The following is a 21,263-nucleotide window of genomic DNA, read 5'->3' as shown; positions in this document are numbered from 1 at the left end:
GCGCAACGGCGAACGCCCTCCGCGCGCCGCTCACCGCGAGTGCCCGTCCGCGCGACGTTCCGCCACCGGACCGCGCCGGGCGCGGCCGGCGCGGGCACGTCCGGGCAGCGCCCTGGCCTGCGATGGCGCACGGCCGAGTCCCCTCCTGCGCGGCGCGGACGCCGCGGTCGCGGCCCGCGGCGGTGAGCACCGAGCGCAGCGAAGGGGGTACGCACAGCGTTACGTTGCGCACGTAGGCTGCGAGGCATGGTCGAACCCCCACTGCATCGCGTTACCCTGCCGAACGGGCTGCGCGTCGTGCTCGCGCCGGACTCGGCGCGGGGCGCCTCCGGTCAAGCCCCCGTCGTGGGCGTCAGCGTGCACTATGACGTGGGCTTCCGCTCCGAGCCGGAAGGCCGCACCGGATTCGCGCACCTGTTCGAGCACCTCATGTTCCAGGGCAGCGAGAGCCTGGAGAAGCTCGCGCACTTCCGCCACGTCCAAGGCTCCGGCGGCACCTTCAACGGTTCGACGCACCAGGACTACACCGACTACTTCCAGGTGCTGCCCTCGGCGGCGCTGGAGCGGGCGCTGTTCCTGGAAGCCGACCGGATGCGGGCCCCGAAGCTCACCGAGGAGAACCTCCGCAACCAGGTCGACGTGGTGAAGGAGGAGATCCGGCTCAACGTCCTCAACCGCCCCTACGGCGGGTTCCCGTGGATCCTGCTGCCGCCGGTGCTCTACTCCACGTTCGCCAACGCGCACAACGGCTACGGCGACTTCACCGACCTGGAGCAGGCGACCGTCGAGGACTGCGCCGCCTTCTTCGACACCTTCTACGCGCCCGCGAACGCGGTGCTCACCATCGCCGGTGACTTCGACGTGGACCGGGCCACCGAGCTGGTGCACAAGCACTTCGGCGACGTCCCGGCCCGCGAGGTGCGCCCGCGCCCCTCGTTCGCCGAGCCGTTGCCGACCGAGCAGCTCACCGGCGTGCACGCCGACCCGCACGCGCCGCTGCCCGCGATCGCGCTGGGGCACCGGCTGCCGGACCCGGTCGGCGAACTCGACCAGTACCTGGCGAACATCGTGCTGGCCGCGGTGCTCACCGACGGCGACGCGTCCCGGTTGCAGCAGCGGATGGTCTACCAGGACCCGCTGGTCGTCGACGTGCACGCGGGCTGCGGCCTGATGGGCGCGCCGCTGGACGCGCGCGACCCGGACACCTTCACGCTCACCGCGATCCACACGCCCGAGGTGGAGCCGGAGCGGGTCGTCGCCGCCGTCGACGCGGAACTGGAAGCGCTCGCCGCGACCGGGCCCACGGCGGAGGAGCTGTCCCGCGTCACGTCCCGCTGGGCGGCGTCGCTGCACCGCGAACACGACAGGGTCGTCTCCCGCACGCTCGACCTGGGCAGCACCGAGCTGATCCACGGGCGCGCCGAGCTCATCTCGGAGCTGCCGAAGCGGATCGCCGAGGTCGGCGCCGAGCAGGTCGCCGCCGCCGCGAAGGCCCTCTCCCCGGACTCCCGCGCGACCCTGCGCGTGCAGCCCGACTCGAACTCCGCCGGAGGTGCGGCATGACCCAGGCCCCTCACCGCAGCGCCGAGGAGATCGGCCGCACCGAAACCGGTCCGCGCCCGCTGCCGCCGCTGGGCGAACCCCGCCCGCTGCGCACCCCGGAGGTCGTGGACGCCACGCTGCCCAACGGGCTGCGCCTGATCGCGGCCCGCCACGGCGTGGTCCCGATGGTCGAAGCCCGGCTGCGCATCCCGTTCGCGGGCGAGGACGCGATGCACCCGGCGACGTCCGAGGTGCTCGCCGAGACGATCCTGACCGGCACCGCCGCTCGCGACCGGGTGCAGGTCGACACCGACCTCGCCGCCGTCGGCGGCGAACTGCACGCGGTGGTCGACCCGGAGCGCCTCAGCTTCATCGGCAGCGCCCTGTCCAGCGGGAAGGGCACGCTGCTGGAGGTGCTGGCCGACGCCCTCACCGGCGCCGCCTACGCCGCCGACGAGGTCGCCGGTGAGCGGGACCGCCTGGTGGAGCGGCTCGCCGTGGCCCGCTCGCAGCCGCGCGTCATCGCGCGCGAGGAGCTGCAGCGGCACCGCTACGGCGACCACCCGTTCGTCCGCGAGGTGCCGCAGGCCGCCGACGTCGGGCAGGTCACCCCGGAGGCCGTGCGCGAGCTGCACGCCGGCGCCGTGCTGCCGCGCGGCTCCACGCTGGTGCTCGTCGGCGACCTGGACCCGCACACCATCGTCGACGAGGTGACGCGGATCCTGGCGCCGTGGGATTCGGCCGTCGCCGCCACCGAGCTGCCGGACCTGCCGGAGCTGCGCGGCGGGGACGTGCGGCTGGTGCACCGCGAGGGCGCCGTGCAGTCGCAGCTGCGGATGTCCGCGCAGGGCCTGCACCGCACCGACGAGCGCTACCCGGCGCTGCAGATCGCGAACCTCGGCTTCGGCGGCTACTTCTCCTCCCGGCTGGTGGAGAACATCCGCGAGGACAAGGGCTACACCTACGGCGCGCACTCGTCCTTCGAGTTCACCCGCGGCAACGGCACGATCCTGGTCGACGCAGACACCGCCAGCGAGGTCACCGCGGCCGCGCTGCTGGAGATGCGCTACGAGTTCGGCCGCATGGCGCTGGTCCCGCCGACCGAGGCGGAGGTCGAATCGGCCCGGCAGTACGCGATCGGCGGGCTGCTGACCTCGACGTCCTCGCAGTCCGGGATGGCGTCGATGCTGCTGACGCTCGCGGTCGCCGGGCTCGACCACCACTGGCTCACCGCGCACCCGGACCGGTTGCGCGCCGTCACCGCCGAGCAGGTCGCGGAGGCGGCGCTGTTCTACGCGCCGACCCGGTTCACCGGTGTCGTGGTGGGCGACGCGGACAAGATCGGCGACCGGCTCGCGGCGCTCGGCGGGGTGGTGCTGCCGTGACGGAGGCGTGGGCGCCGCCGATCGCGGCGGACGGCGGTTTCCTGCTCGACTCGGCGCCGCTGCTGTCCCGGTCCACCGTGGATCGCACGGAACTGCTGCGGGAGGGGCCGGTCACCGAGCTGTGGTCGTCCGGCCGGGTGCTGCTGGTCGACGGCAAGGGCCGCGCCCAGATCGGCCCGGACGGGCGCCTCGTCTACGAGGACGCCGCGGTGTTCGGCGAGCAGCCCACGCCGCACGCGGTGCTGCTGGGCAGCCAGCAGGGCACCGTGTACTGGGCGCTGCGCACCGAGCGCGACGGGTCGCAGGAGGGCTGGCAGGACCTGCGGATCGCGGGCGCGCAGCTCGACGACACCGACGCGGGCCTGCTCACCACCGCGGTCGGCCTGCTCAACTGGCACGACCACTCCCGCTACTGCGCGGTGTGCGGCGCGGCGACGAACCGGGTCAAGGTCGGCTGGGCGCGGCGCTGCTCCGGCTGCGACCGCGAGGAGTACCCGCGCACCGACCCCGCGGTGATCTGCCTGGTCCACGACGGCGCCGACCAGGTGCTGCTGGCCCGCCAGCCGGTGTGGCCGCCGGAGCGGTTCTCCGTGCTCGCCGGGTTCGTCGAGGTCGGCGAGTCGCTGGAGGCCTGCGTGCAGCGGGAGGTGGAGGAAGAGGTCGGCGTGCACGCCACCGACATCCGCTACCTCGGCAGCCAGCCGTGGCCGTTCCCGAGGTCGCTGATGCTGGGGTTCGCCGCGGTCGCGGACCCGGCCACGCCGCTGCGGCCCGCCGACGGCGAGATCGAGGAGGCCCGCTGGGTCTCCCGTGCCGACGTGCGGGCGGCGATGAGCACCGACGACGGCATCATCCCCGGCTTACGCCTGCCGCCTAGCGTCTCCATCGCCCACCGAATGCTCAAAGGCTGGGCCTTCTGGTCCTGACGTGAACAGGAGGAACTCCCCGTCGCCGGACGAGAACACCGGCGACGGGGACGTTCCCCCGTCGATCGCGACCACGAAAGCCGCCGATCTCGTCTTGTCGGCGCCGAATCCGCGAACGGCTCTGCAGTGTGACTTTGCGGCGAAGCCGTGCTCTGCGGCGTAGCCGTGCTTGTATGCGCGAAGCGCATAGCCCACGTCGAGAAGCCGCTCACCGGTGGGTTCTCAGTCGGTCTGTCGCGAGGACAGCTTTTTCCCTCGTGGCGGAGCCACTTGGGAAAAAGATCCCGCAGCGACAGACCGACTGAGGTTCCGCCACCCGACCCCTGCGCAGAGCACGAACGATGCGAGGATGCCGGGCATGGCCGATCAACCGCGACTGCTGGAAGGGCTCGATCCGGAGCAGCGGGCGGCGGTCACCGCGCCACGTGGGCCGGTGTGCGTGCTCGCGGGTGCGGGCACCGGCAAGACCCGGACCATCACGCATCGCATCGCGCACCTGGTCCAGCGCGGGCTCGTCGTTCCGCAGCAGGTCCTGGCGGTGACGTTCACGGCTCGCGCGGCCGGTGAGATGCGCACCCGGTTGCGCGCCCTCGGTGCCGCCGGGGTGCAGGCGCAGACCTTCCACGCCGCCGCGTTCCGGCAGTTGCGCTACTTCTGGCCGCGGGTGCACGACTCGCAGGTGTGGCCGCTGGTGGACAACAAGTTCCGGCTGGTCATGCAGGCCGCGAACCGGGTCGGCCTGTCCACCGAGAAGGAATCGGTGCGGGACCTGGCGGGCGAGATCGAGTGGTCGAAGTCCTGCCTGATCTCCCCCGACCAGTACGCCACCGCCGCCGCCCGCGCCGGGCGCGACGCACCGGTGGTCCCGCAGCAGCTCGCGAAGGTCTTCGCCACCTACGAGGAGCTCAAGAACGACGCGCGGATGCTGGACTTCGACGACCTGCTGCTGCACACCGTCGCCATCTTGGAGGAGCACGCGGAGGTCGCCGAGGAGTTCCGCGGTCGCTACCGCTCCTTCGTCGTCGACGAGTACCAGGACGTCAACCCGCTGCAGCAGCGCGTGCTCGACGCGTGGCTCGGAGGCCGCGACGACCTGACGGTGGTCGGCGACGCGAACCAGACCATCTACTCGTTCGCCGGGGCCGCCCCGAAGTGGCTGATCGGGTTCCCGAAGCGCTTCCCGGAGGCGGCCGTGGTGCGCCTGGAACGGGACTACCGCTCCACGCCGCAGGTCGTGTCGCTGGCGAACCGGGTGATCGGAGCCGCCCGCGAACGTCCTGCGGGCACCCGGCTCAAGCTGATCGGGCAGCGCCCGGACGGCCCGGAACCGGACTTCGCCGAGTACGACCACGAGCCCGCCGAGGCGGAGGCCATCGCCCGCAAGATCGCCGCGCTGGCGGGCAAGGGCGTGGCGCTGTCCGAGATCGCGATCCTGTTCCGGGTCAACGCCCAGTCCGAGGTGTACGAGAAGGCGCTGTCCGACGCCGAGATCCCCTACCAGGTGCGCGGCGGCGAGCGGTTCTTCAACCGCCCCGAGGTGCGCCAGGCCGTGGTGGCGCTGCGCACGGCGGCGAACCGCGGCGCCGATCCGGGCGCCGACCTGCCCGCGTCGGTGCGCGCCGTGCTGGCCGAGGTGGGGCTCACCGAGGAACCCCCGGCGGGGGGTTCGGCGCGGGAGCGCTGGGAGTCGCTGATCGCGCTGGTCGAACTCGCCGAGGAGCTCGCGGCCGTCGCCGACGAGGCGGACCTGGCGCGCTACGTCGCCGAGCTGGAGCTGCGCGCCGAGGCCCAGCATCCGCCGACGGTCGAGGGCGTCACGCTCGCGTCGCTGCACTCGGCGAAGGGCTTGGAGTGGGACGCGGTGTTCCTCGCCGGGCTCGCCGAGGGCACGATGCCGATCCAGCACGCCGACGACGACGCGGGCGTCGAGGAGGAGCGCAGGCTGCTCTACGTCGGCGTCACCCGGGCCCGCGAGCACCTGCACCTGTCCTGGGCGCTGGCGCGGGCCGCCGACGGCCGTCGCTACCGCCGCCGCAGCCGCTTCCTCTACGGCGTGATCCCGGAGCGGCACCCGGCGGCGCTGACTTCGAAGGGCCGCACCCCCGAACCCGGCCCCACCCGCAAGCAGGCCACGCCGCGCTGCCGCAACTGCGAGTCGGTCCTGGTGAGCACGATGGACATCAAGCTGGGCCGCTGCTCCACGTGCCCGTCCGACGTGGACGAGGGACTGCTGGACCGGTTGCGCGCCTGGCGCGGTGATCGGGCGAAGCAGCTGAAGGTGCCCGCCTACGTGGTGTTCACCGACGCGACGCTCACCGCCATCGCCGAGCAGCGCCCCACCGACGAGGCGGCCCTGGTCGCGATCTCCGGGATCGGAGCCAGCAAGGTCCGCCGGTTCGGCGACGACGTGCTGGCGTTGATCCAGCGCGAGCACGACCGGAACTGAACGCCCGCTGACCAGGAATTCCGCCTCCATCGGCGGAACTTCGAAAAATCGGTTGCGGCGCGCTTCCGGCGCCTCATAGTCTGCAACTGCGCAAGCCGTGGTGGACGGAACCCGGCGTGATCCGGAGGGGAGGTGGCAGCGATGACCGACACGCAGATGCTCGGTACCCCTGGCCACCTGACGTCCGGGGGTATCGCGCTGTTCCGCGGTCGCACAGCGACCCAGCCTGGCTATGAGCGAGTCATCGATGTGCCGCGTCCGAACGACGGCGGCCTCCCGTTTGATGGCCGTTTCCCGCCGGTTCGCGCGGAGCTTGATCCTTGATCTCCTGACCGAGGACACGCTCCAGGCTCTTCTTGAAGGCCGCGGACCCGCACCAGCCGGGTCCGCGGCCTTTTTTGTATCTCCACTTCGAGAAGTAGCGCCATGCCGATGTGTTCCTGGGGAACCACCCACCGTCCGTGCGGGCACGTGCACTGCCCCGAACAGACAGGAGGAGAGATGTTGACCACCAGCGTCCCGATGCAGCCCGAGGGCAGGGCTGTCGACGCAGGATGTGACGGCGCCGTCGGAGCTCTGCTCGACGGCGCCACCGACCGGGCCGACGAGGTGCCCTGTCGGCGCGACCCCGACCTGTGGTTCGCCGAGAGCCCCGGCGACCTGGAACGGGCGAAGACCTTGTGCTGGGGGTGCCCGCTCAAGCAGCGCTGCTTGGACGGCGCGCTGTCCCGCGGCGAACCCTGGGGGGTCTGGGGCGGCGAGATCTTCGAACGCGGAGCGGTGGTCGCGCGCAAGCGATCCCGCGGACGCCCCCGCAAGAACCCCGAACCCGCCCGTCCCGCGACCGTCCAGGTCGCGACCGGCGATCCCGCACGACGACCCGAGGAGCACGCGGCATGACCCGCTTCGACCACACCCGCATCCACCCGCACGCCCCCACCGGCTCGACGGAAGTGAATCGAATGCTGATGCCCGAAGACATGGCACGGATCCGACAACACGACTTGTTGATCGAGGCGCGCCGCGACCGGCTGGCCCGCCAGGCCACCGCCGGTCGCTGGTGGCGCCGCTTGGCGCGGTACGCGCATCAACGCGCGGACCACGCGGAGGGAGCGATCACCAGGCCGTAAAGTGCACGTTCGTGGCTCACTCGCACGATGGAATCGACTGGGACGCCAAGATCGCGCGGTTGCGCGAAGGCGACGAACTGGCCGCCCCGGAGACCGCTGATCTGGTGCGCGACCTGCTCCGCCCGCAGGACCGCACGGTGATCGACATCGGTTCCGGCGCGGGTGGTGCCGCGACCGCGTTCGCGGACGCCATGTGGGACACCGGGGGGACGATCATCCTCGTCGACTCCGCGCCGGAGCTGCTGGCCGCGGCGGCGCGCAACACCGCCGCCACGGCCGGTCCCGACGTCCGGGTGCTCTCGGTGCAGGCCGATGTGGCCCGCGGCGACCTGTCCGCCGTGGGCCAGGCCGACCTGGTGTTCGCCTCGTTCGTGGTGCACCACCTGCCGGACCAGCTCGCGGGCCTGCGGCGACTGCTGAAGCTGGTGCGGCCGGGCGGGCGGCTCGCACTGGTCGAGTCCGGCCTGGAACCGCGGGTGCTGCCGTGGGACGTCGGCGTCGGAGAACCCGGCCTGGAACCGCGGCTCGCGGCGGCGCGGGCCGACTGGTTCCGCGAGATGCGCGCCGAGATGCCGGGCTCGGTCCGGTTGCCGACCGGCTGGGCGCGGGCCATGGCCGACGCCGGTCTCGACGGCGTGCTGTCCTGGACGCAGCTGGTGGATCGGCCGGCACCGGTGTCCGGGGCTGCGATGACGGCGGTGCTGCGCAGGCTCGAATGGCTGCGCCGGGGCGCGGAGGGACGTGTCGCGCAGGCCGACTTGGACGCCGTCGACGCCCTGCTCGACCCGACCGGCCCGCACTACGCGGGCTCCCGGGACGACGTCTACTACCTGCTCGCCCAGACGATCCACGTCGGCACCCGCCGAGCGTGATCCCGGCGGCGGAGGGCAGGTTCAGTCCGCGGCCGGTTCGGGGTCGGCGAAGCCCGGCTGCCAGCGGACGATGATCTCCTGAGCTTCGAACTCGGCGTCGAGCTGGCAGAGGATGCCCGTCGCGCCCAGCGTCACGCGGTGGATCAGCAGGTAGTCCGGGGGCAGGTTCAACGCCCTGCCGGTGCGGAAGTCCGGGCTGCGCAGGTCGCCGACCCGCTCCGCCTGCCGCTGCATCCAGGAGCGGCTGAAGTGGAACCGCGGCTCGCGCACGGGGTCCACGAACGGCCCCAGGTAGGCCAGCACGTCCTCGGCGCGCAGTTCGCTGTCGGTGTGCACGAAGCGTTCGGCGCGCAGCATCTCCAGCAGTTCCTCGGCCCGGTCCTCCATGGCCAGCCGGAGCATCCGCCCCATGTCCGCGGGCAGCCCGTCGGGCAGCCGAGCGACCGCGCCGAAGTCCAGCACGATGAGCCTGCCGTCGGGCGCCAGCAGGAAGTTGCCGGGATGCGGGTCGGCGTGCAGCAGCCCGGACCGCTCCGGTGCGGAGAAGTGGAATTCCGCCAGCCTGCGGCCCGCCTCGTTCCGCTGCCGCCGATCCCCGTCGGCGATGATCGCGGAGAACGGGGTGCCCTCGACCCATTCGGTGACCATCACCTGCGGTGCGCTGGCGACGACCTTCGGGATCAGCACGTTCTCGTCGCCGTCGAAAGCGGCGGCGAAGGTCCGCTGGTTGTCGGCTTCCGTGCGGTAGTCGAGCTCCTCGACCATCCGGTCCTGCAGCTCGGCGAGCAGCGGTTTGATCTCCGCGCCGGGAGCCAGCGACTGGAACAGCCGGGAGAACCGGCTCAGCTGGCGCAGGTCCGAGCGCAGCGCCTCGCCCGCGCCCGGGTACTGGAGCTTGACGGCGACGTCCCGGCCGTCGTGCCACACCGCGCGGTGCACCTGCCCGATGCTGGCCGCGGCGGCCGGAACGTCGTCGAACTCGGCGAAGCGGTCCCGCCAGGTCCGCCCCAGTTGCTGCTCCAGCACCCGCCGCACGCTGTCGGCGGACATCGGGGGAGCGGCGGACTGGAGCTTCGTCAGTGCTTCCCGGTACGGCTCGGCCATCTCGTCGGGCACGGCGGCCTCGAACACGCTGAGCGCCTGGCCGAACTTCATCGCGCCGCCCTTGAGCTGTCCCAGCACCGCGAACAGCTGCTCGGCCGTGCGTGCGGTGAGCTCCGCGTTGATCTCGTCGGCGGATCGGCCGCTGAGGCGCTTGCCCCACCCGGCGGCCACCCGCCCCGCGACGCCCAGCGGAAGGCTGGCCAGTTTGGCGGTGCGGTGCGCCGCCCGGCGGGGAATGTCGGTCACGAGGGCTCCTTTGCCGCGCGCAGGAGAACCACCCCGGCTCCGAGAGGTATTCGGATATCCGGGGCCGGAGCACATCGTAGTGGTTCACCGACCGGTTGTGGGACGCCTGAGCGCCGCTGTGGTGGTGTTCGTTCCGAACCTCACTCGTGGCGCGGGCCGGCCGTGAAGCCGGCTACCGGGCGAGACATCACCTCGAGGTGCCGTCGCCCGGTCACCCGAGCCGCGTTGGTTCCGCCCCCGGCCGTCAGGCCTTGCCGAGGATTCGGGTCATGCGGGTGCCGCACACCGGGCAGGTTCCCTTGGCCATCCGGCGTCCGTTGGTCTCCGTGATCTCGCCGGGGAAGTCCCGCTTCTCCCGGCATTTCACGCAGTAGCCGTTGTAGGTCTCGGCCACGGCGTCCTCCTTGGTGTTGTGATCGCTACGGCGCGTGCCCGTTCGGGCTGCGCTGGAGGAACCGTACAGGTGGCCGTATCGATATCACTGCATTCAGCTGATCGCATGTTAGGGGGAATGGAGTAATGCTTTAGGTGATCACGCGCAGTAGGCATGTGGAAAACCGCACTGTCGTGTCCTCATGTCGGTACCACTCGCTAAGGTCAGGTCTCGTGGCAGAACCGCAGGTCGAGGTGCGTCGCAGCAAACGCCGACGCCAGACGGTCAGCGCGTACCGGGACGGTGACAAGGTCATCGTGCTGCTCCCGGCTCGGATGAGCAGAGCCGAGGAGAAGAAGTGGGTGGCGGAGATGCTCAGCCGCCTGCAGCGCAGCGAGACCCGCCGCCGGTCACCCGCGCGGGACTCGGACACGGCGTTAGCGCAACGCTGCGTGGAACTCTCCGAGCAGTACCTCGACGGCCGCGCCGAACCCCGCTCGATCCGCTGGGTGCCGCCGATGCGCACCCGCTGGGCGTCGTGCACGCCCAGCACCAAGGCCATCCGGATCAGCGATCGGCTGCGGGACGTGCCCGGTTGGGTGCTGGATTACGTGCTGGTGCACGAGCTCGCGCACCTGCTGGTCCCCGGCCACGGCGCCGACTTCTGGAAGTGGGTCAACCGGTATCCGAAGACCGAGCGGGCCGTCGGCTACCTCGAAGGGCTCTCCGCGGCGGCCAACCTGGGCCTGACCATGGGCGACCAGGAGGACTGACCGCTCGCGAAGCGGCGGACCCGCGCACGAGCGGATCCGCCGTCAGGGGGGAACGTGAGCGCGGGCGGTGCGGAGCCGGGCTCCGCACCGCCCGTCGCGGCTCACTTCGCGCCGGGGCCGTCGCCCTCGTCGTCCGAGTCCTCGGAATTCCCGGCGGAGTCCGCCGGCTTGCCCTCGCCGGATTCGGCGGCCCGCTGCTCGGCCTCCTCGGCGCGCTTGATCGCCGCGATCGGGTCGTCCAGGTCCGAGGAGCCGCCCCAGCGGTCGGCGAAGTCCAGCGGCTCGTCCAGGTCGGAGGCGTCCGGCAGCAGGTCGGGGTGGTCCCACACCCGGTCCCGGCTGTCGGTGCCGTGCCGCTCGGTCATGAGCCGCCACAGGTTCGCCGCGTCCCGCAGCCGCCGCGGGCGCAGCTCCAGCCCGATCAGGGTGGCGAAGGTCTGCTCGGCGGGGCCACCGCTGGCCCGGCGCCTGCGGATCGTCTCGCTCAGCGCGCCCGCGCCCGGCAGCCGCTCGCTCAGCGCGTCGGACACGACCACGTCGACCCAGCCCTCGACGAGCGCCAGCAGCGTCTCCAGCCTGGTCAGCGCAGCTTCCTGCTCCGGGGTGGTCTTCGGCTCCAGCAGGTTGGAGCCCATCAGCTCCTGCATCGAGCTCGGGTCCGTCGGGTCGATCTTGCTCGCGAGGTCCTCCAGCGAGGACGTGTCCACCTGGATGCCGCGCGCGTACTCCTCGACGGTGGCCAGCAGCCGCTGGCGCAGCCACGGCACGTGGCTGAACAGGCGGTGGTGCGCGGCTTCGCGGGCGGCGAGGAACAGCGTGACCTCGTCCAGCGGCCGGTCCACGCCCTCCGCGAAGCGGGACACGTTCGCAGGCAGCAGCGCGGCCGTGCCCTCCGGTGCCAGCGGCAGGCCCACGTCGGACGAGGTGAGCACTTCGGCGCCGAGCTCGGCGAGGCTGTTGCCCAGCTGCGAACCGAACCCGAGCCCGCCCATCTGGCCGAGCATGGACAGCAGCGGCCCGGCGGCCTGCTTGGCCTCCTCGGGCATCGCGTCGAGCCATGCGGTGGACATCCGCTGCGCCACCGGGTCGCACAGCCGCTGCCAGGTCGGCAAGGTCTGCTCCACCCAGTCGACCGACGACCAGACCCGCGCCGTGCGCACGCCCGCGGGCAGCGCCGTCGTCGGGTCGAGCCACAGCTCCGCGAGGTGCACGGCGTCCTCGACGCCCTTGACCTCCTGCTGGCTGGGGCGTTCCGTGCGCTGCTTCGAGTGCAGCTGCTGCACCGCGAGCTGCTTGGCGAGGTCGTAGTTGACCGGCCCGGAACCGCCGCTGCCCGAGTGGCTCAGCACCTGGCCGAGCTGCGAGAACATCTGCCCCAGCTGGCCCATGTCGAAGTTCATGCCCCCGGGCATGCCGCCCATGCCGCCCGGCAGGGCGCCGCCGAAGCCGAAACCGGACTGCTGTCCGGAGTTGCCGGCGCCACCCTCGGAGCGCCCTTCCGACGACTCCCCTTTGTTGCGGTCGTCGTCGGGATCCTGCGGGCTGAACCCGAACGGCATGTCATTCATGCCTCCACCGTACGCGGATCGCGCCCACGCGGATAAGCAGCTCGTCACCTCCGCGGGCGCGATGTCCGCAGCTCGCGGCTCGGTCGGCGATCACCCGCCCGGGGATCTCGCCGAGGGCGAACACGTACCCTGTCGCCTCGTGAGCCGTCGAACCTGGACGTTAGTGACCAGCGTCATCCTGGTGGCCGCTTTCGGGCTGCTCGGGGCATTCGTCCCGGTGCCGTTCGTGGCGCTCGGTCCGGGACCGACCTACAACACCCTGGGCGAAGAGGCCGGCACGCCGGTCATCCGGATCGACGGTCAGCGGACCTACCCGACCGCCGGGAACCTGAACATGACCACGGTGTCGGTGACCGATCACCTCTCGATGCTCGGCGCGCTGGGGTTGTGGGTCAGCGGTCGCTACGCGCTGGCGCCGCGCGAGGTCTACTACCCGCCGGAGAAGTCCGAGCAGCAGATCGAGCAGGAGAACACCCAGGCGTTCAACGACTCGCAGACCTCCGCGGAGACCGCGGCGATGCACCACCTGGGCTACCCGACGAAGGTGCTGGCCGGGCAGGTCGTCACCGGCAGCCCCGCCGACGCGGTGCTCGAACCCGGTGACCAGCTGATCGCCGTGAACGGCAAGCCGATCACCGATCCGGCGGCGCTGCAGGCCGAGGTCGGGCGCTACAAGCCGGGCGACCCGATCCGGCTCACCTACCGCCACGGCGCCGATCCGGAGCGCACGGTCCCGGTGGTGCTGGGCTCGAACGCAGACGGGCGCCCGCAGGGCTTCCTGGGAGTCGGCGCGGTCGGCCGCCCGGACGTGCCCTTCGAGATCGAGATCAGCCTCGCCGACGTCGGCGGTCCCTCCGCGGGACTGATGTTCTCGCTGGCCATCGTGGACAAGCTGACGCCGGGCGAGCTCAACGGCGGCCGGTTCATCGCGGGCACGGGGGAGATCGACGAGACCGGCAAGGTCGGCCCGATCGGTGGCATCCCGTTCAAGATGACCATGGCCAAGGAGGCCGGGGCGACCACGTTCCTGGTTCCCGCGGGCAACTGCGCCGAAGCGAAGTCCCAGGCCCCCGACGGGCTCCAGCTCGCCCGGGTCGGCACCTTGGGCGAGGCGACGCACGCCCTCGACGTGATCCGCGAAGGCGGCGTCCCGCCGAGCTGCTGATGCGACGCCGGTGGCGGGCGGGTGACCCGGCCGCCACCGGTCCGGCTTCAGGCCGCGAAGGTCTCGTGCAGGGCGCGCAGGAGGTTCGGGGCCAGCGACGGGTCCTGCACCCGCTCGCCGGCTTCGCCTTCCTCGCCGCTCGCGCGCAGCCGCAGCACGCAGGTCTCGTGACCGGCCCGCAGCACCGCGGCGACCAGTCGCGCCTCCTGCCGGTCGGGGTGCTCGGCGGCGGCGTTGCGGGCCTGCTCGTCTTCGGCGGGCAGCGAGGCCTCCGCCTCCGGGGGCAGCACCACGATCTCCTGCACCAGCGCGCATCCCGCGACCTGCTCCGGCCACACGATCCGGGACAGCGCCTCCGCGAGGTCCTCCGCGGGCAGCGACTCCTGCGCGATCGGCGTCAGCGGGGAGTTCCCGTCCACCTCGTCGGCCAGGTTCGGCTCGGCGGCGAGCAGCTGCTCGGTGGGGACCAGGGCGAACACCTGGGTGGGCTGGTCCCAGCCCGCGGCGGCCACGAAATCCTCGATCTCGCGGGCGGCTCCGGGCAGGGCGGCGGCGAGGTCCTCGCCGTGAGCGGCTGACATGCGTTCCATGGTCGCACCCCGCGTGCGACCACCCCGGACCCGCCACGACCAGGCGAACTGATGTCGGATTCGCCGGAATTCGAGTGCGATCGGGGGAACCCGGCGGGACATCGTAGAGTTGAACATCGCGAGGGGCGTGCAGCGCCCCGGCCCGTCGATCGTCGCCTGGAGTGTGCCCTGTGGCCATGCGGCCCCCGGTTGGAATGCCGAAACTGTCCCGGCGGAGCCGGATCCTGCTGATCATCGGCGTGGTCGTGCTCGCCGCCTTGATCGTCTGGTCCAGCCTCGTCGGCGCCTACGTCGACTGGCTGTGGTTCGGCGAAGTGGGCTATCGGGGGGTGTTCACCACCCAACTGCTGACCCGGATCGGACTCGGCGCCGCCGCCGCGGTCTTCCTCGGCGCCGTGCTGCTGCTGAACCTGTGGATCGCCTACCGGAGCCGGCCGGTGTTCGTGCCGATCACCGGCCCCGACGATCCGCTGGCCCGCTACCGGACGGTGATCAGCGCGCGGCCGGTGCTGCTCGCCGTCGGCGTCTCCGGCGCCGTCGCGGTGCTCGGCGGACTCGCGGCGCAGGCCGATTGGCAGACGTTCCAGCTGTTCCTCAACAGCGTGCCGTTCGGGCAGACCGATCCCGAGTTCGGCCACGACGTCAGCTTCTACACGTTCCAGCTGCCGTTCTACCGCTGGCTGCTGTCCTGGGCCTTCGTCGCGGTGACCATCGCCTTCCTGGGGTCCTTGGTCACGCACTACATCTTCGGCGGCGTGCGGCTCGCCGGACGCGCCGGGCAGCTGTCGGCCCCCACCCGGGTGCAGCTGGCGATCCTGGCCGGGCTGTTCGTGCTGCTGAAGGCGGTCGACTACTTCTTCGACCGCTACGACCTGCTGCTGTCGCGGCGGAACTCGCTGTTCACCGGTGCCACCTACACCGACCTGAACGCGGTGATGCCGGCCAAGCTGATCCTGCTGTGCATCGCGGTGTTCTGCGCCTTCGCGTTCTTCGCCGCGGTGTTCCTGCGCGACCTGCGGATCCCGGCGCTGGCCACGGTCCTGCTGGTGCTCTCCAGCGTGCTCGTCGGCGCGGTCGGCCCGGCGCTGCTGGAGCAGTTCTCGGTGCGGCCCAACGCCAACCAGCGCGAGGCGGAGTCCATCCGCCGCAACATCGCGGCCACCCGCCAGGCCTTCGACATCGGCGAGGACAAGGTCGAGGTGCACGACTACCCGGGCGTGACGAACCTGCGTCCGCAGCAGGTCGCCGACGACACCGGGACCATCCCGAACATCCGGTTGCTGGACCCCAGCGTCCTGTCCGACACGTTCACTCAGCTCACCCAGCAGTACAACTTCTACGGCTTCCCGGACAAGCTCGACGTCGACCGCTACCGGGACGAGAACGGGAAGCTGCAGGACTACCTGGTCGCGCTCCGCGAGATCAACACGGCGGGGCTGGCCGAGAACCAGCAGTCGTGGATCAACCAGCACATGGTCTACACGCACGGCAACGGGTTCGTGAGCGCGCCCGCCGACCGCGTCGACTCCACCCTCGAGGACGGCCGCACCCAGGGCGGCTACCCGGTGTTCTCCGTCAGCGACGTCGCCAACGACGGCCGCGGCAAGATCCCGGTGGACCAGCCGCGCAGCTACTTCGGCGAACTCGCCTCGACCTACGCCATCGTCGGCGGCAATCCCGGCGAGGCGCCCCGCGAGTACGACACCGACCGCAGCGCCTACACCTACGACGGCAAGGGCGGCGTGCCGCTCGGGAACTGGTTCAACCGGCTCGTGTTCGCGGCGCACCACGCCGAGCGCAACATCCTGTTCAACCAGGCCATCGGGGAGAACTCGAAGATCATCTACGAGCGGAACCCGCGGGACCGGGTGCAGAAGGTCGCACCCTGGCTCAAGGTCGACGGCGACCCGTACCCCGCCGTGGTCGACGGGCACATCAAGTGGATCATCGACGGCTACACCACGCTGAACAACTACCCGTACTCCGAGATCACCGAGTTCGGCGAAGCCACCAACGACACGTTGCGCGGCGTGCAGCGCCAGCCGAACCAGCAGATCAACTACATCCGGAACTCGGTGAAGGCCACCGTCGACGCCTACGACGGCACCGTCGACCTGTACGAAACCGACGACACCAAGCCCGACCCGGTGCTCAAGGCCTGGGAAGGCGTGTTCCCCGGCGTCGTCAAGCCCTCCTCGGAGATCAGCCCGCAGCTGCGCGAACACTTCCGCTACCCGGAGGACATGTTCAAGGTGCAGCGCTCGCTGCTCACCAAGTACCACGTCGACAACCCCGGTGACTTCTACTCCACCCAGACCTTCTGGGAAGTCCCGCCGGACCCCACCAGCGGCGGACAGGGCGGCGCGGCCGAAGACGGCAACCAGCAACCGCCGTACTACGTCGTCGCCCAGGTCGAAGGCCAGGACCAGCCGACGTTCCAGCTCACCAGCGCCCTCACCGCGCTGCGGCGGCAGAACATGGCCGCCTGGGTCTCCGCGTCCTCCGACCCGGAGAACTACGGCAAGCTCAACGTCCTGCGGTTGCCGACCGACACCCAGACGGCCGGGCCCAACCAGGTGCAGAACCAGATGGAGTCCACCCCGGAGGTCACCGAGAACCGGACGTTGTTCAACAACCCCAACGTCAAGGCGATCTTCGGGAACCTGCTGACGCTGCCCGTCAAGGGCGGCCTGCTCTACGTGGAACCGATCTACATCCAGCGCAACGAGCAGGACTCCTACCCGCAGCTCGCCAGGGTCCTGGTGTCCTTCGGCGGCAACGTCGGCTTCGCCGAAACCCTGCCCAAGGCGCTGGAACAGGTCTTCGGCGCCGGAGCCGGGGACGCCACCGGTGACGGAGGCGGCGAACAGCCTCCGGGGCAGCGGCCCCCCAGGCCGCAACAGCCCGGGCAGCAGCCCACGCCCGAACTCAGCAGCGCCGTCAACGACATCCAAGGCGCTCTGGAGCGGGTGCGGACCTCGCAGCAGTCCGGCAACCTCGGTGACCTGGGCAGCGCGCTCCAGCAGCTGGAGCAGGCCGTCGGCCGCTTCGAGCAGCTCCAGGGCAACGGCGGTTGATCTCCTCGTTCCGCGGGTCGGCCCGGCTCTGACCAGGGCCGACCCGCGGAACACCGGAGTGCGGCGCGGACGGCGTCGCCTTAAGGACCCCCCGGTGTCACCTCAGGTTCGGCGTCGAGTAGGCTTCTGCACACAACGAAATACAGCGCAGCGATGAGCTGCGCAGCGGCGCGGGGTGGAGCAGTTCGGTAGCTCGCTGGGCTCATAACCCAGAGGTCGCAGGTTCAAATCCTGTCCCCGCTACTGTGAGCGTGTTCGAGGCCCCCTCTCTGGCGAGAGGGGGCCTCTTTCCGTTTCTTGTCGTTTTTACGGGGGCCGAGCCCCCGTAGGCCCCCACGGTGCGGTGGTTCCGTTGGGACGGGTGTGGTCGGGGTTTCTTTTGTGCGGCCTGGGTTGCTCGCGCTTCGCGCTCGGGTGGTGGGGCTCGCGCTTCGCGCTTCGTGCTTTGCGTGCCGGGTGGGGGTTCGTGCTGGTGGTGGGGTTTTCGGGGGGTGGTGTTGGAGTGGATTCGGGGGCGTGTAGAGTTCCTTTCACAACGAAATACAGCGCAGCGATGAGCTGCGCAGCGGCGCGGGGTGGAGCAGTTCGGTAGCTCGCTGGGCTCATAACCCAGAGGTCGCAGGTTCAAATCCTGTCCCCGCTACTGTGAGCGTGTTCGAGGCCCCCTCTCTGGCGAGAGGGGGCCTCTTTCCGTTTGTCGTCGTTTTTACGGGGGCCGAGCCCCCGTAGGCCCCCACGGTGCGGTGGTTCCGTTGGGACGGGTGTGGTCCGGGTTTCTCGTGGGCGGTCTGGGTTGCTCGCGTTTCGCTCGTTGCGCTTGGCTGCTCTGGATTGGTTTCCGCTGCGGACTTCTGCGTGTCGTCAGGGTTTGGGGCGGGCCCAGATCTTGGCGCAGGCGGGGGAGCAGAGGCGTTCCGCGGGAGGAACCCCGGGGACCGGTCGCATGGTTCGGCCGCACACCGCGCAAGCGTGACCGGGGATGCGGATTTTCTTGCTCGCACAACTGAAAACTCGGCCTAGTGGCTCATTGCGACGCATCACGACCTCCGTCCGAAAGCGACCGCCAGAAGCGCCGATCGCCGCTCACAGCATGCGAGTCACTCCCGGTAATCGGCTGCTCCGACGCGCGAGCGCACCGTTTCGTGCAGGTAGACCGCACGATCAGGTAGCGATCCGTGCTGCTCGGGACACCGCGTGCGGGCGGGCGGCCGAGCCGCGACGCCTGCCGTTCCCCTCGATGGCACAACGATGTGCGCCAAAGCACGCTGAGTCGGCGGCATCCGCTCACGCAGCGCCAGCAGGGGATGGTCCACTCGGACCAGCCCATTGCAACCACAGTGGACAGAGTGGCCGACCATTGTGGACAGCCTGCGAGGGCCGTGGCACGGTGGATTCGTGACTGAGCTGAACTCGACATCCGCCGCCCTGCTAGGGCTGCTGCACGACGGCCCGAAGACCGGGGGGCAGCTCGTCGCTGCCGCCACCGAACGATTCGGTGGATTCTTCAGCGTGACCCGCAGCCAGGTGTACCGCGAGCTCCCCGCGCTCACCGAGTCCGGATTGCTGCGCCTCGGCAAGCAGGGGCCGCGGTCCAGCCAGCAGTACGCGATCACCGCGGCCGGCAAGCGGGCCTTCAAGTCCTGGCTGAACACCGAACCCGGCCCCGACAACGTGCGCAGCCCGCTGATCCTGCGCCTCGTGCACGCCGGTTCGCTGACGCCGAAGCAGCGCGCCGCGCTCGTCGAATCGGCCAGGGTGCAGTACACCGCGCGATTGGACGAGGCGAAGAACGCGGCGAAGGCCTCCGCGGACCCGTACGAGAAGGCCGCGGCCGATTTCACCGTCGCCCACAACCGGGCCATCGTCAAACTCCTGGACAGCATTCCGGAATGAGCCGACCGGAATGATCCGCCGGCTCCGCTCGCGGCGGCATCATCGCCGGGAACGGTCGGCACCAGCAGCGGCCGGGGCCGTCCTCGTGGGCGGCCGCCCGCCGGTGAAGTACCCTCGAACATTGTGAATCCCGACGTCGCCGCAGATATCAAGGACCTGTCCACCACGCTCGAAGGCATTGAGAGCGTCATGGGCCTCGACGAGTTGCGGGCGAAGATCGCCGAACTGGAAGCCGAGGCGGCGAAGCCGAACCTCTGGGACGACGTCGAGTACGCGCAGAAGATCAGCAGCCAGCTGGTGCACCGCCAGGCCGAGCTGCGCAAGATCACCGACCTGCGCCAGCGCGTGGAGGACCTCGAAGTCCTCTACGAGCTCAGCGAGGACGAAGGCGATCAGGCCGGGCTGGACGAGGCCGACGGCGAGCGCAAGCGGCTGAAGAAGGAGCTCGACGCCCTCGAGGTCCGCACGCTGCTGTCCGGCGACTACGACGAGCGGGAAGCCGTCGTCACCGTCCGGGCCGAAGCGGGCGGGATCGACGCCGCCGACTTCGCCGAGATGCTCATGCGGATGTACGTGCGCTGGGCCGAGCGCCACGAATACCCGGTCGAGGTCTACGACACCTCCTACGCGGAAGAGGCCGGCGTCAAGCAGGCGACCTTCCGCATCAACGCGCCCTACGCCTACGGCACGCTGTCGGTCGAGCAGGGCACGCACCGGCTGGTGCGGATCTCGCCGTTCGACAACCAGGGCCGGCGCCAGACGTCGTTCGCCGGTGTCGAGGTGCTGCCGGTCGTGGAGGAGACCGACCACGTGGAGATCCCGGAGAAGGACATCCGCGTCGACGTGTTCCGCTCCTCCGGTCCCGGCGGGCAGAGCGTGAACACCACCGACTCCGCGGTCCGCATCACCCACGCCCCCACCGGGATCGTGGTCTCCTGCCAGAACGAGAAGTCGCAGCTGCAGAACAAGGCCGCCGCGCTGCGCGTGCTCCAGTCGAAGCTGCTGGCCCGCAAGAAGGAAGAGGAGCGCGCCGAGCTCAACGCGCTCAAGGACAGCGGCTCCAGCTGGGGCAACCAGATGCGCTCCTACGTGCTGCACCCGTACCAGATGGTCAAGGACCTGCGGACCGAGTTCGAGGTCGGCAACCCGGACGCGGTGCTCGACGGGCAGATCGACGGGTTCCTGGAAGCGGGCATCCGCTGGCGCCGCCAGCAGGACGGCTGATCTCGCCCGGAAGGATCAAGAGCCGTCGCGCGCGGTCCCTAGCGCATCGGGACCACGCGCGTCCGCGAGACCGCGCGGGACCGCCCGCTCGGGTGAAGCCCGCCCCGGCGCCCCGGGATTTCCGGGTGCATTCGTCGATCATGGGTTGACCTGCGAAGAGACGGCCGATTACGAGCTCGATCGGCGCTGGTCCGGGTGAGCCGTCGTCCCCCGAAAGGTCGCAGGTAAACTCACGCCCCGTGATCCGGCTTGAGCACGTGTCCAAGGGATACAAAACCTCGACCCGCCCCGCGCTCGACGACGTCTCCGTGGGTGTCGGCAAAGGCGAATTCGTGTTCCTCATCGGCCCTTCCGGCTCGGGGAAGTCCACGTTCCTGCGGCTACTGCTCCGCGAGGACGTGCCGACCCGTGGCCGGGTGTTCGTGGCCGACTGGAACGTCGCGAAACTCCCGCGGCGCCGAGTGCCGCGGCTACGACAGCGAATCGGCTGCGTGTTCCAGGACTTCCGGCTGCTCACCAACAAGACCGTCGCCGAGAACGTCGCGTTCGCGCTGGAGGTCATCGGCAAGCCCCGGCACACCATCCGCAAGGTGGTGCCCGAGGTCTTGCAGCTCGTCGGCTTGGAAGGCAAGGCCGACCGGATGCCGAACGAGCTCTCCGGTGGCGAGCAGCAGCGCGTGGCGATCGCGCGGGCGTTCGTGAACCGGCCGCTGGTGCTGCTGTGCGACGAGCCCACGGGCAACCTCGACCCCGACACCAGCCAGGACATCATGTTGCTGCTGGAGCGGATCAACCGCACCGGCACCACGGTGATCATGGCGACGCACGACCACTCGATCGTGGACTCGATGCGGCGTCGAGTCGTGGAACTGAGCCTCGGCAAAGTGATCCGCGACGACGCCCGCGGCGTCTACGGCGTCGGTCGCTGAGCAGCCCCGCACCCCCGAAC

General features: G+C 70.7%; 18 protein-coding genes and 2 tRNA genes. 16 read left to right on the top strand and 4 right to left on the bottom strand.

The features are described from left to right. Window positions 1–246 precede the first annotated feature (246 nt). The 8 genes from ACWD38_RS21750 to ACWD38_RS21715 all read left to right on the top strand — a co-directional run bounded on the left by ACWD38_RS21750 (window position 247) and on the right by ACWD38_RS21715 (window position 8,301). Window positions 247–1,563 (top strand): M16 family metallopeptidase, encoded by a 1,317-nt coding sequence (locus ACWD38_RS21750; protein ID WP_184477080.1) that lies wholly within the window; start codon window positions 247–249, stop codon window positions 1,561–1,563. Continuing rightward, a complete protein-coding gene (locus ACWD38_RS21745) occupies window positions 1,560–2,927 on the top strand; it encodes a M16 family metallopeptidase (RefSeq protein ID WP_184477082.1) in 1,368 nt (455 codons plus the stop codon). Before ACWD38_RS21750 ends, ACWD38_RS21745 begins: the two co-directional genes overlap by 4 nt. Beyond that, the gene (gene nudC, locus ACWD38_RS21740) at window positions 2,924–3,853 is read left to right on the top strand and encodes an NAD(+) diphosphatase (protein ID WP_343071192.1); all 930 of its coding nucleotides are present in this window, start codon (window positions 2,924–2,926) and stop codon (window positions 3,851–3,853) included. The genes ACWD38_RS21745 and nudC overlap by 4 nt, the downstream gene beginning before the upstream one ends. A 358-nt stretch (window positions 3,854–4,211) precedes the next feature. Next, a complete protein-coding gene (locus ACWD38_RS21735) occupies window positions 4,212–6,299 on the top strand; it encodes an ATP-dependent DNA helicase UvrD2 (RefSeq protein WP_450124775.1) in 2,088 nt (695 codons plus the stop codon). Window positions 6,300–6,440: 141 nt separating this feature from the next. Next, on the top strand, window positions 6,441–6,623 hold the full coding sequence (locus ACWD38_RS21730) for a hypothetical protein (protein WP_184477086.1): 183 nt from the start codon (window positions 6,441–6,443) through the stop codon (window positions 6,621–6,623). 177 nt (window positions 6,624–6,800) lie between these two features. Next, window positions 6,801–7,199 (top strand): WhiB family transcriptional regulator, encoded by a 399-nt coding sequence (locus ACWD38_RS21725; protein WP_450124774.1) that lies wholly within the window; start codon window positions 6,801–6,803, stop codon window positions 7,197–7,199. Continuing rightward, entirely contained in the window at window positions 7,196–7,429 is a 234-nt protein-coding gene (locus ACWD38_RS21720) for a hypothetical protein (protein ID WP_184486135.1), read from the top strand. The genes ACWD38_RS21725 and ACWD38_RS21720 overlap by 4 nt, the downstream gene beginning before the upstream one ends. Window positions 7,430–7,440: 11 nt before the next feature. Beyond that, a complete protein-coding gene (locus tag ACWD38_RS21715; RefSeq protein ID WP_450124773.1) occupies window positions 7,441–8,301 on the top strand; it encodes a class I SAM-dependent methyltransferase in 861 nt (286 codons plus the stop codon). Between the two features lie 21 nt (window positions 8,302–8,322). Here the strand turns inward: ACWD38_RS21715 and ACWD38_RS21710 are convergent, their stop codons facing one another. Next, on the bottom strand, window positions 8,323–9,651 hold the full coding sequence (locus ACWD38_RS21710) for an AarF/UbiB family protein (RefSeq protein WP_184477092.1): 1,329 nt from the start codon (window positions 9,649–9,651) through the stop codon (window positions 8,323–8,325). Window positions 9,652–9,895: 244 nt separating this feature from the next. After that, a complete protein-coding gene (locus tag ACWD38_RS21705; protein ID WP_184477094.1) occupies window positions 9,896–10,045 on the bottom strand; it encodes a DUF5679 domain-containing protein in 150 nt (49 codons plus the stop codon). A 212-nt stretch (window positions 10,046–10,257) separates the two neighbouring features. Here ACWD38_RS21705 and ACWD38_RS21700 point away from each other — a divergent pair, with 212 nt between their 5' ends. Next, window positions 10,258–10,797 carry a M48 metallopeptidase family protein gene (locus ACWD38_RS21700; protein WP_184477096.1) on the top strand — a complete coding sequence of 180 codons (540 nt, stop codon included), beginning with the start codon at window positions 10,258–10,260 and terminating at the stop codon, window positions 10,795–10,797. 101 nt (window positions 10,798–10,898) lie between these two features. On the opposite strand, the gene ACWD38_RS21695 is transcribed toward ACWD38_RS21700, so the two are convergent. After that, window positions 10,899–12,365, bottom strand: a complete 1,467-nt coding sequence (locus ACWD38_RS21695; protein ID WP_184477098.1) for a zinc-dependent metalloprotease — start codon at window positions 12,363–12,365, stop codon at window positions 10,899–10,901. Between the two features lie 163 nt (window positions 12,366–12,528). Here ACWD38_RS21695 and ACWD38_RS21690 point away from each other — a divergent pair, with 163 nt between their 5' ends. Next, window positions 12,529–13,530 (top strand): YlbL family protein, encoded by a 1,002-nt coding sequence (locus ACWD38_RS21690; protein WP_343071193.1) that lies wholly within the window; start codon window positions 12,529–12,531, stop codon window positions 13,528–13,530. A gap of 47 nt (window positions 13,531–13,577) precedes the next feature. Here ACWD38_RS21690 and ACWD38_RS21685 read toward each other — a convergent pair whose 3' ends face one another. Then, complete coding sequence (locus tag ACWD38_RS21685; RefSeq protein ID WP_184477102.1) at window positions 13,578–14,111, bottom strand: PPA1309 family protein; 534 nt, start codon at window positions 14,109–14,111, stop codon at window positions 13,578–13,580. A 185-nt stretch (window positions 14,112–14,296) separates the two neighbouring features. Between ACWD38_RS21685 and ACWD38_RS21680 the strand changes: the two genes are divergently transcribed. The 6 genes from ACWD38_RS21680 (at window position 14,297) to ftsE (ending at window position 21,243) form a co-directional block, all read left to right on the top strand. Then, window positions 14,297–17,197 carry a UPF0182 family protein gene (locus ACWD38_RS21680; protein ID WP_184477104.1) on the top strand — a complete coding sequence of 967 codons (2,901 nt, stop codon included), beginning with the start codon at window positions 14,297–14,299 and terminating at the stop codon, window positions 17,195–17,197. Window positions 17,198–17,366: 169 nt separating this feature from the next. Further along, a tRNA-Met gene (locus ACWD38_RS21675) sits at window positions 17,367–17,440 on the top strand. 326 nt (window positions 17,441–17,766) lie between these two features. Next, window positions 17,767–17,840: transfer RNA gene (locus ACWD38_RS21670), tRNA-Met, on the top strand. A gap of 752 nt (window positions 17,841–18,592) precedes the next feature. Continuing rightward, complete coding sequence (locus ACWD38_RS21665) at window positions 18,593–19,090, top strand: helix-turn-helix transcriptional regulator (protein WP_184477106.1); 498 nt, start codon at window positions 18,593–18,595, stop codon at window positions 19,088–19,090. 123 nt (window positions 19,091–19,213) lie between these two features. Further along, window positions 19,214–20,314: a peptide chain release factor 2 gene (prfB, locus tag ACWD38_RS21660; RefSeq protein WP_184477108.1), complete on the top strand. Its 1,101-nt coding sequence runs from the start codon at window positions 19,214–19,216 to the stop codon at window positions 20,312–20,314. A gap of 239 nt (window positions 20,315–20,553) precedes the next feature. Beyond that, entirely contained in the window at window positions 20,554–21,243 is a 690-nt protein-coding gene (gene ftsE / locus ACWD38_RS21655) for a cell division ATP-binding protein FtsE (RefSeq protein ID WP_184477110.1), read from the top strand. Window positions 21,244–21,263 lie beyond the last annotated feature (20 nt).

The organism is Saccharopolyspora sp. NPDC002578 (genome assembly GCF_053592695.1).
This window is presented reverse-complemented; position numbering and strand designations above follow the sequence as displayed.

What these genes read in the sequence shown, in the direction of transcription:
- ACWD38_RS21750 (WP_184477080.1), top strand. Translation starts at nt 247, where the DNA reads ATGGTCGAACCCCCACTGCATCGCGTTACCCTGCCGAACGGGCTGCGC.
- ACWD38_RS21745 (WP_184477082.1), top strand. Translation starts at nt 1,560, where the DNA reads ATGACCCAGGCCCCTCACCGCAGCGCCGAGGAGATCGGCCGCACCGAA.
- ACWD38_RS21735 (WP_450124775.1), top strand. Translation starts at nt 4,212, where the DNA reads ATGGCCGATCAACCGCGACTGCTGGAAGGGCTCGATCCGGAGCAGCGG.
- ACWD38_RS21730 (WP_184477086.1), top strand. Translation starts at nt 6,441, where the DNA reads ATGACCGACACGCAGATGCTCGGTACCCCTGGCCACCTGACGTCCGGG.
- ACWD38_RS21725 (WP_450124774.1), top strand. Translation starts at nt 6,801, where the DNA reads ATGTTGACCACCAGCGTCCCGATGCAGCCCGAGGGCAGGGCTGTCGAC.
- ACWD38_RS21720 (WP_184486135.1), top strand. Translation starts at nt 7,196, where the DNA reads ATGACCCGCTTCGACCACACCCGCATCCACCCGCACGCCCCCACCGGC.
- ACWD38_RS21695 (WP_184477098.1), bottom strand. Translation starts at nt 12,365, where the DNA reads ATGAATGACATGCCGTTCGGGTTCAGCCCGCAGGATCCCGACGACGAC.
- ACWD38_RS21685 (WP_184477102.1), bottom strand. Translation starts at nt 14,111, where the DNA reads ATGTCAGCCGCTCACGGCGAGGACCTCGCCGCCGCCCTGCCCGGAGCC.
- ACWD38_RS21680 (WP_184477104.1), top strand. Translation starts at nt 14,297, where the DNA reads ATGCGGCCCCCGGTTGGAATGCCGAAACTGTCCCGGCGGAGCCGGATC.